The following is an 8,175-nucleotide window of genomic DNA, read 5'->3' as shown; positions in this document are numbered from 1 at the left end:
TGCAACAAACTGGGCAACCAGTGAGAACTCAAAGATGGAAGTCTTTGGATACAACGTTTACAAGTTTCAAGGCTCAGGACACTACGCAATCTTCTACCCACTGCCCGACGGTACCGTAAAACTCCTCAAGACCGGAAAAGTGGGAACACTGTCGGTCTTCCTCAAGGTTCCAAGGGAAGCATGGTTGAAAGAGTACTCCAAAAATCCGACGGCTCTGAAGGCACTCTCCACACCTATTATTATATTTGTAAATGACAATGGCATCGGCATTGAGAGTCTACACGGAAGCAGGATAACCCTGAAACCTTTCCAGATTCCACCAAACCGGAGCCTTTGACCATTAGACTGTGTCCCGGAGGATACGTTCCGGTGGGCGGCAGATACTGCGTTCCCAAAGACCCCACTTCAAACTGGGTTGACGTTATAAGATGTCGTGTTTACCATGTGGCTCTTCTTAAGTGAGAGCACGTACTCCTATTGGACTGTTGGAATAGACTTGGGAGGCATCGAAGTCCGCAGTGCTAAAGTGGGTAATAACTTTGAGGGAAAGTCCTTGGACATTGAATACTCAACCCCAGGAACTATTAACCCCGCCAATCCTATTTGGTCTCGGTACCTCAACCTGTATATTAAATATCAAATCGTTGTGTTCGGTGTTCTCGCCTACGACCGCTATACAGGAAAGTTTACAAACATCCCCATTACTGCAACTTATCCGCTTGAGATACTGTCAACGGGCAAATATACCATTCACGAAACCCAAAACGGCCCCACGTACGTGGAGGGAAATGGATATCATTTCCATAACTTTGGGATTTCACACCGCCTCAGATGAAGTATCGGGTTTTCATTACTTCCTCAGTGCAATCCCCCAGAGAGACTGTTCAGTTCTGTTTTACAACATTACTCTAAAAACCCAGGATTATCAGCACGTCGGGGTTCCAATGCTTCTGGTAACAGTAACCGACGGGAACTCAGGAGGAATCTGCAATCCACAGACGGGAGTGTGCATAGACTCTCACGACAGTAATGGTGAATGGTGCCAGTAAGTGAGTTTCCAGAGGGCTCTTTTGTTTTTCTTTATCTTTAAAAAGACAATATACTGCCTTAATTCTGGGAGGAAAAATGACGAAAAACGAAACCCTTGTGAAGTTTATCTCTCACCTCAAGGTCCTCATCGAGATGGAAAGGAAGGCCGAGATAGATACCATGAGAGCTGAGATGAAAAGGCTGAGCGGGCGAGAGAGGGAGAAGGTCGGGAGAGCGATTCTGAATCTCAACGGTAAAGTCGTCGGCGAAGAGCTCGGCTACTTCCTTGTCAAATACGGGCGCGATAGAGAAATCAAGACGGAGATAAGCGTCGGCGATTTGGTAGTAATCAGCAAGAGGAACCCGCTGGAGAGCGATTTGGTAGGAACCATGGTCGAGAAGGGAAAGCGCTTTCTAACGGTTGCCCTCGAAACAGTTCCAGAATGGGCGCTTAAAGGGGTTAGGATTGACCTCTACGCCAACGACATAACATTCAAGCGCTGGCTGGAGAACCTTGACAACCTTCGTGAGAGCGGGAGGAGAGCCCTTGAACTTTATTTGGGCTTGAGAGAACCGGAAAAAGGTAGAGAGGTTGAGTTCAGACCCTTTGATAAAAACCTGAACGCGAGCCAGAGGAAGGCCATTGCAAAGGCCCTTGGAAGTCCCGATTTCTTCCTAATCCACGGTCCCTTTGGAACAGGCAAAACCAGAACCCTCGTAGAACTGATACGGCAGGAGGTCGAGCGGGGTCATAAGGTTTTGGCAACGGCCGAGAGCAACGTTGCAGTTGACAACCTCGTTGAGAGGCTCGTTGGTTCTGGCCTTAAGGTCGTTCGCATCGGCCATCCGAGCAGGGTCTCGAAAGCTCTCCACGAAACGACCCTTGCTTACCTTATAACCCAGCATGAGCTCTACGGCGAGCTGAGGGAACTTCGCGTAATCGGTCAGAACCTGAAGGAAAAGAGGGACACCTTCACAAAGCCCGCCCCCAAGTACCGCCGTGGGTTGAGCGACCGCGAGATTCTGAGGCTGGCATCTAAAGGCATAGGAAAGAGGGGCGTTCCGGCCAGGCTAATCCGTGAGATGGCCGAGTGGATTAAACTAAACGAGCAGGTGAGCAAAACGTTTGAGGACGCGAGAAAGCTCGAGGAGAGAATCGCAAGGGAGATTATAATGAAAGCCGACGTGGTTTTGACAACCAATGCATCGGCTGGCCTTGATGTCGTTGACTACGGTTCCTACGACGTTGCTATAATTGATGAGGCAACTCAGGCAACGATACCCAGCGTTTTAATTCCAATAAACCGCGCCAAGCGCTTTGTCTTGGCTGGAGACCACAAACAGCTTCCGCCAACCATACTGAGCGAAAAGGCCAGAGAGCTGAGCAAAACCCTCTTTGAAGGTCTAATCGAGCGCTATCCGTGGAAAAGCGAGATGCTGACAGTCCAGTACAGGATGAACGAAAGGCTGATGGAATTCCCCAGCAGGGAGTTCTATGGGGGAAAGGTCAAAGCCGATGAGAGCGTGAGGAATATAACGCTTGCCGGCCTCGGAATCAGCATTCCAAGAGAAAACGACCGGTGGAGTGATGTCCTAAGGCCTGAGAACGTCCTCGTCTTTATAGATACATCATCCCTTGAAAACCGCTTCGAGAGGCGGAGACGGGGAAGCGAGAGCAGGGAAAACCCCCTTGAGGCCCATCTTGTTAGAGAGACCGTTGAGAGGCTCTTGAAACTCGGCGTTAAACCGGAGTGGATTGGAGTTATAACCCCCTACGACGACCAGAGGGACTTAATAAGCTCCCTCCTTCCCGAGGAGATTGAAGTGAAGACCGTTGACGGCTACCAGGGCAGGGAGAAGGAGGTAATCGTTCTCTCCTTCGTCCGCTCCAACAGAAAAGGCCAGCTCGGCTTTCTGGAGGATTTGAGGCGCTTAAACGTCTCGCTGACGAGGGCGAAGAGAAAGCTCATTCTCGTCGGCGACTCCTCAACGCTGAGTGTCCATCCAACTTACAAACGGCTGATTGAGTTTGTAAAGGAACGGGAGACGGTTGTTGATGCCACAGCCCTAAATGAGAAACGTTAAAACCATCGGGCGATATAGAGATACACGGGGGAGAACATGGGGAAGGTAATTACCATATCGGTTCCCGAGTGGGTGGACGAGAAAAAGTTCAAAGACGCGTTTATACGGGCGCTGATTGAGAGCTCACCCGAGAAAATAAGCATAGGCGAGCTTAGGAAACTCCTGGGTATATCCGAGACCGAAGAGGAGGTAGAGATACCCCCAGAAATCGAGAGTATCAGAGAAAAGGACAGAAGGCGGTTGAAGTGGCTGTCTTAGATACTAACGCCGTTATCGAGCGGGTGAGACGGAGGGAGGAAATTACAGAGGATATCACAGGAGTCACCTTTGTTGAGTTCCCGCGGATTGCAAGGTACTCAAAGTTCCATGGAAACGTCCTGTTCCCGATTCTGGACGATTACATTCTTGCCCACAGACTTCAGGAGGAGCTCCTCAAAAAAGGAGAGCCAAGGGGATTCGCAGACCTCCTGATCGCTGCAATATGCATAAACCGCGGGGAGGAACTGATAACATACGACTCGGACTTCTTGGCCATCGCAGAGGTCTCAAACCTTAAGCTGATTCTTCTTGAGCGTTAAAGTTTAAATACTCACCACGAAACCAACCACATGTTCCTCTACACGGAGAACTTCGAAGAGCAGAAAGCCAGGGCAATGGAAAGCCTGAGAAGGGCTTTGGAAGAAGACAAGGTGGACCATGATATAATCCCCCTGCTCGAGAAACTGAACGCGCTGGAAAGCTACTTCACAACGAGTTCTTGCTCTGGCAGGATTTCCATCATGGAGATGCCCCACTTTGGAGATAAGCTCAACTCGGTCTGGCTCGGCAAGTGGCATCGCGAGGTTTCCGTGGAGGAAGTCCTTGTGGCGGTTAGGAAACACAAATCGGGCCAGCTCTGGTTTCTGGTGAGGAGCCCAATCCTGCACGTTTCAGCCAGAACAATGGAGGACGCCGTCAGGTTGCTCAACCTCGCAATTGGCCTCGGCTTTAAATACAGCAACATAAAGAGCGTGAGCCACAAAAAGTTACTCGTCGAGATACGCTCCACCGAGAGAATGGACGTTCCCCTGGGTGAGAACGGCGAGCTCTGGGTTAGCGAGGAGTACATTGAACGAATCGTGAAGATAGCCAACGACCAGCTGAGAAGGTTTAAGGGAAAGCTGAAGAAACTTGAGGAGAACCTAGACCGCCTTGGGCAACGTAAACCTTAAACGTAGAAGAGCATCCCATCGTAAGTGACCAGAACCCTGTTTCCCCACCTCTTCCTCACGTACTCGACAAGCTCGAGGAACGGCAGGTTCTTGTGGGAGATGTGGCTTAAAACGGTTCTCTCAGCCAGGGAAAGCCCAATCTCAGCGGCTTCATCAACGTTGTTATGATACGGGTCGCTGAAACCTGGGGGGTAAGTTGCATCCACTATCGCGAGCCTCAGCGGTGCCCTCTCTTCCAGAAACTCCCGCGTTTCCCTTGGGAGGCCCTTTGTATCGTAGAGCAACGCGACACTTTTGCCGTCCTCTTCAATGAGGTAGCCGAGGGTCTCAATCCCGTGGTTGAGCCTTAAAGCTGTAATCCTAAGGGTGTCAAGTTCAACACTTTCAAAAGGCTTCAGGATTTTTGGCCTCAGGTTCTTGGGGTCGTTGAGGATTAGTGCGTCGGCCTGTCCCTCCGGCGCGTAGAGCTCCGTTTTCCTCGCCATCCAGCGGAGCTTGTAGAGGCCGTAGATATGGTCGTGGTGCCAGTGGGTCAGGAAGATGGCCTCCAACGGGACGTTGAGGAGGTCCCTTATGTCGGTTCCAACGTCAAAGAGAACCGCTCTCTTGTTTTCGGTGATTACGGCGAGGGTTGATGGTTTCCTCTGGGCGAAGCCGAACTTTCTGGCCTCGTTGCAGGTCGAGCAGGTGCAGAGGTGAGCCGGAATACCCTCACTCCCGCCGGTGCCGATGAAGTAGACGAGCATCGCCACCACCTGTTTTATGGCCGTAAAATAGTGGCTGTCTTTATAAGGGTTCTCCCCGAAATCTGGTCGATGAAGTTCATAGCGGACATGATGCTTGGAAGGTTAGCGAGATGGCTCAGGCTTTACGGTTACGATACCCTCTACGGAATCAGAGATGACGATGAGATAATCCGCGTTGCGCTTAGGGAGGAAAGGGTAATCCTAACAAAAGATGTGGCCCTCGCCAGAAGAGCCGAGAGACTCGGTGCCAGGGTTTTTCTCCTCCGCTCCAATTCGCTCGGAGGGCAGGTTAAAGAGCTCAAGGAGCTTGGAGTTGAGTTTGGGGAGCTCTTTCCTTCTAAAGCTCGCTGTCCCAAGTGCAACGGCCCGATAAAACCCGTCTCCAAAAACGAGGTTAAAGGGAAAGTCCCTCCCAAGGTTTACGAGAGCTACGACGAGTTCTACGTCTGTCAGAAATGCAGTCAAATCTACTGGCCGGGAAGGCAATGGAGGGAGATGCTGAAAATCGATAAAAAGCTGAGGGGAGAATGATGAAATGGGAACGTTGGAAACCCTTCTACCTCCAAATCGTTAGGGAAATGGGGTATCCAATTGAAGAAGACAGAAAATCTGCCGAGCTGTTGAGAGCGCTCCTCCTCGAGGGCGATGATTATATCCTCCGGGAGGAGCTTGAGGCAGTAATCGAAAGAAAAGCCTACGTCTTCGGCGCCGGTCCGAGCCTTGAGAGGGCCTTACAGGAGTTCGACTTTTCAGATGGGACGTTGATTTCAGCCGATGGCGCGACTTCGGCCCTGCTCGATGCCGGCCTTTTGCCCGATGTGATAGTTACCGACCTCGACGGAAGGATTCCCGATATCAAGATAGCGAACGACAGAGGTTCCTTCCTTGTTGTCCACGCCCACGGCGACAATATGGACAAGCTGACGGCTTACATCCCGCTCTTCTCAAGGATTCTGGGGACCTGCCAGACCGAGCCCCTTGACATAGTTTATAATTTCGGTGGCTTCACTGACGGCGACAGGGCCGTTTTTTTAGCTGATGAGCTTGGAGCCAAGGAAGTGGTCCTCGTTGGCTTTGACTTCGGCAATATAGTGGGAAGGTGGAGCAAGCCTTATCTAAGGAACCACTCGCCTGTCTGGGAGAGCAAGCGGAAGAAGTTCGAGTTTGCCAGAATGCTCCTTGAATGGTTGGAAAAAAACGGGAGGGCAAAAATCAAATACCTCATTCCAAATCCCTGAGTTTCTTTACCTTTCCGCCTTTTATCTCGACGTAACCGAGCCTCTTGAGGAGCTTGAGCGTCTCCTCGAAGGAATCCCGGGAGTAGTTTATCACGAGGGTTCCCTTCGGCGTTGGTACCGCTATCGGGGAGGCCCTCAGGAATCCCCTGACGAACTCCTCCTCAGGGATTTTCTTGTCTCCGAGGGCCTTGAGAATCTCCTCTGCTAGTATTGCCCTGCCTATGAGCGCGAAATAAACCTTCAGGAGGTAGTCCTCGGGGAAGTATTTGCTCGCTATCTTTCCGAGGGCGTTTATCTTCGCTATTCTCAGTTCGGGTATTTCAAACTCGTGCTCTATGACCAAATCCACGAAGGCAAACTGTTTAACATGTTTTTCAACTGCTTCTGGATTGTGGACGAGGTTAAACGGAAACTTGAACTCAAATTTAAGTTCTTCAACGTTGATGCCTTCCTTGAGCTTGACGTTCACACCATCGTACTCTACGGCACCGTTGCGGTAGAGCTGGTCGAGGAGTTCCGCCACCCAGAGACCCTCTTTGAGTAGCTCGTCCGCCTTCTCCCCCGCCTTTAGATGCTCAAGGAGATGATTGAGACTCTCCTTAAATGACAGAAAACCCTCATTGATTGCCTCGATGTCAGCCCCTTCAAGGTTCTCAATCTTTTCCTCTATTTCCTTAAGAGTCCCCTCGATTAGGTAGCCAACGAAGGCTTCATAACCCTCTCTGGAGTGCATCTCGAACTTTATCCCTTCCCTTCGGAGTTCCTCCATGAGTGCCCGCTTGACGGCCTCGTTCTTTGTTACAAGTCTCATGAAACCACCCAACTGGTGAACGTTGTCACTCTTATAGACTTTCCGCCGGGGCGGGAAAATATTAAAAGCTCCAAACATAGCAATGCCGGGGATGAACATGAGTGAAAAGCAGTACCTCCTCGACAAAACGCTGGAACGCTGGAAGGGGAAGAGAGTTGCAGTCGGTGTCGGCAGTGAGACGAGTTTTTCCGGGATTCTGGTTGACTTTGATGAGGAGATAATCCTTCTCAGGGAAGTTACTGATTACGCGGGGAACAGGGCGAAGGAGCTGATAGTCAAGATAGACGACCTCAACTGGATAACCCTGCTCTGAGGTGGTATTATGAGGGCGATGGCGTTTGTCGGCTTCAAGAAGAGCGGGAAAACTACGACGGTTGAAGCGGTCGCGAGAGTCCTGAAGGAGCGCGGTTACCGCGTTGCAATAGCCAAGAGCATGCACTCCAACTTCGACAGGGAAGGAAGCGACACATGGCGCTTTTCTCAGGTGGCCGATGCAGTTCTGGTTAGGGCCCATGACACCGATGCGGTTCTCTTTAAAGCCAATGACATCAACGCGCTCTTTTCAATGGTCTCGACAGATTTCCTCCTCCTTGAGGGCTTCAAGTCGGTCCAGCATGTTCCAAGGGTAATATGCGCGAGGAGTGATGAAGATGTTAGAGAGCTCAACGACGGACTTGCTGTGGCGGTGAGTGGGGTAATAGCGTCCACCGGCGTTGATGAGATAGAGGGCCTCCCAGTGATAGATGCAACCAAAGAGCCAGAGAAGTTGGCCGACCTCGTTGAGAAGCGCGCCTTCATGCTTCCGAACATAGACTGTGGCCTCTGCGGTTTTAGCTGTGCTGAGATGGCCAGGATGATAATAAAGGGCGAAAAAACACTTAAGGACTGCGTTGTGCTCAGCTCGAAGCCGAAGGTGACGGTTAAGATAGACGGGCAGGTTCTCCCAATGAAAGACTGGGTCCAGGAGCTCGTTGAGAAAACGATAAAGGGCATGCTCTCGGCGATGAAGGGCTACCGCGAGGGAAGGAGAATAGAGATAGTGATTAGGGATGAGT

At 51.0% G+C, this 8,175-nt stretch carries 11 protein-coding genes and 1 pseudogene; 10 read left to right on the top strand and 2 right to left on the bottom strand.

Annotated features, from left to right (window positions below):
* The 6 genes and pseudogenes from F7B33_RS03065 to F7B33_RS03040 form a co-directional block, all read left to right on the top strand.
* Positions 1–337: pseudogene (locus tag F7B33_RS03065) on the top strand (hypothetical protein); the annotation flags it as partial.
* Between the two features lie 309 nt (positions 338–646).
* Positions 647–835: a hypothetical protein gene (locus F7B33_RS03060; RefSeq protein ID WP_297073021.1), complete on the top strand. Its 189-nt coding sequence runs from the start codon at positions 647–649 to the stop codon at positions 833–835.
* Positions 836–1,125: 290 nt separating this feature from the next.
* The gene (locus tag F7B33_RS03055; protein WP_297073019.1) at positions 1,126–3,114 is read left to right on the top strand and encodes an IGHMBP2 family helicase; all 1,989 of its coding nucleotides are present in this window, start codon (positions 1,126–1,128) and stop codon (positions 3,112–3,114) included.
* A 36-nt stretch (positions 3,115–3,150) separates the two neighbouring features.
* Positions 3,151–3,372: a hypothetical protein gene (locus F7B33_RS03050; protein ID WP_297066371.1), complete on the top strand. Its 222-nt coding sequence runs from the start codon at positions 3,151–3,153 to the stop codon at positions 3,370–3,372.
* Positions 3,360–3,692 (top strand): PIN domain-containing protein, encoded by a 333-nt coding sequence (locus F7B33_RS03045; protein ID WP_297073017.1) that lies wholly within the window; start codon positions 3,360–3,362, stop codon positions 3,690–3,692. The genes F7B33_RS03050 and F7B33_RS03045 overlap by 13 nt, the downstream gene beginning before the upstream one ends.
* 30 nt (positions 3,693–3,722) lie before the next feature.
* Positions 3,723–4,325 carry a hypothetical protein gene (locus F7B33_RS03040; RefSeq protein WP_297073016.1) on the top strand — a complete coding sequence of 201 codons (603 nt, stop codon included), beginning with the start codon at positions 3,723–3,725 and terminating at the stop codon, positions 4,323–4,325.
* Here F7B33_RS03040 and F7B33_RS03035 read toward each other — a convergent pair.
* Positions 4,322–5,071 (bottom strand): MBL fold metallo-hydrolase, encoded by a 750-nt coding sequence (locus F7B33_RS03035; RefSeq protein ID WP_297073023.1) that lies wholly within the window; start codon positions 5,069–5,071, stop codon positions 4,322–4,324. The two genes, F7B33_RS03040 and F7B33_RS03035, sit on opposite strands and share 4 nt — an antisense overlap.
* A gap of 69 nt (positions 5,072–5,140) precedes the next feature.
* Here F7B33_RS03035 and F7B33_RS03030 point away from each other — a divergent pair, with 69 nt between their 5' ends.
* Together F7B33_RS03030 and F7B33_RS03025 are read left to right on the top strand one after the other, a co-directional pair.
* Positions 5,141–5,602 (top strand): Mut7-C RNAse domain-containing protein, encoded by a 462-nt coding sequence (locus F7B33_RS03030; protein WP_297066362.1) that lies wholly within the window; start codon positions 5,141–5,143, stop codon positions 5,600–5,602.
* The gene (locus F7B33_RS03025) at positions 5,602–6,309 is read left to right on the top strand and encodes a 6-hydroxymethylpterin diphosphokinase MptE-like protein (RefSeq protein ID WP_297066359.1); all 708 of its coding nucleotides are present in this window, start codon (positions 5,602–5,604) and stop codon (positions 6,307–6,309) included. Before F7B33_RS03030 ends, F7B33_RS03025 begins: the two co-directional genes overlap by 1 nt.
* Here F7B33_RS03025 and F7B33_RS03020 read toward each other — a convergent pair.
* Positions 6,293–7,120, bottom strand: coding sequence for a hypothetical protein (locus F7B33_RS03020; protein WP_297073015.1), 828 nt, complete (start codon positions 7,118–7,120; stop codon positions 6,293–6,295). The genes F7B33_RS03025 and F7B33_RS03020 overlap by 17 nt on opposite strands.
* A 97-nt stretch (positions 7,121–7,217) precedes the next feature.
* Here F7B33_RS03020 and F7B33_RS03015 point away from each other — a divergent pair, with 97 nt between their 5' ends.
* Entirely contained in the window at positions 7,218–7,433 is a 216-nt protein-coding gene (locus tag F7B33_RS03015; RefSeq protein ID WP_297066412.1) for an LSm family protein, read from the top strand.
* Positions 7,434–7,442: 9 nt separating this feature from the next.
* Positions 7,443–8,175, top strand: a 733-nt coding sequence (gene mobB / locus F7B33_RS03010; protein ID WP_297066354.1) for a molybdopterin-guanine dinucleotide biosynthesis protein B, incomplete at its 3' end; no start/stop codon positions are given.

The sequence above is a fragment of the Thermococcus sp. genome, from assembly GCF_015523185.1.
Taxonomy (GTDB): Archaea; Methanobacteriota_B; Thermococci; order Thermococcales; family Thermococcaceae; genus Thermococcus.
This window is presented reverse-complemented; position numbering and strand designations above follow the sequence as displayed.

Excerpts from the sequence above, each read along its gene's own strand:
- F7B33_RS03040 (WP_297073016.1), top strand. The coding sequence starts at position 3,723 with ATGTTCCTCTACACGGAGAACTTCGAAGAGCAGAAAGCCAGGGCAATG.
- F7B33_RS03035 (WP_297073023.1), bottom strand. The coding sequence starts at position 5,071 with ATGCTCGTCTACTTCATCGGCACCGGCGGGAGTGAGGGTATTCCGGCT.
- F7B33_RS03020 (WP_297073015.1), bottom strand. The coding sequence starts at position 7,120 with ATGAGACTTGTAACAAAGAACGAGGCCGTCAAGCGGGCACTCATGGAG.
- F7B33_RS03050 (WP_297066371.1), top strand. The coding sequence starts at position 3,151 with ATGGGGAAGGTAATTACCATATCGGTTCCCGAGTGGGTGGACGAGAAA.
- F7B33_RS03015 (WP_297066412.1), top strand. The coding sequence starts at position 7,218 with ATGAGTGAAAAGCAGTACCTCCTCGACAAAACGCTGGAACGCTGGAAG.
- F7B33_RS03055 (WP_297073019.1), top strand. The coding sequence starts at position 1,126 with ATGACGAAAAACGAAACCCTTGTGAAGTTTATCTCTCACCTCAAGGTC.
- F7B33_RS03025 (WP_297066359.1), top strand. The coding sequence starts at position 5,602 with ATGAAATGGGAACGTTGGAAACCCTTCTACCTCCAAATCGTTAGGGAA.
- F7B33_RS03030 (WP_297066362.1), top strand. The coding sequence starts at position 5,141 with ATGAAGTTCATAGCGGACATGATGCTTGGAAGGTTAGCGAGATGGCTC.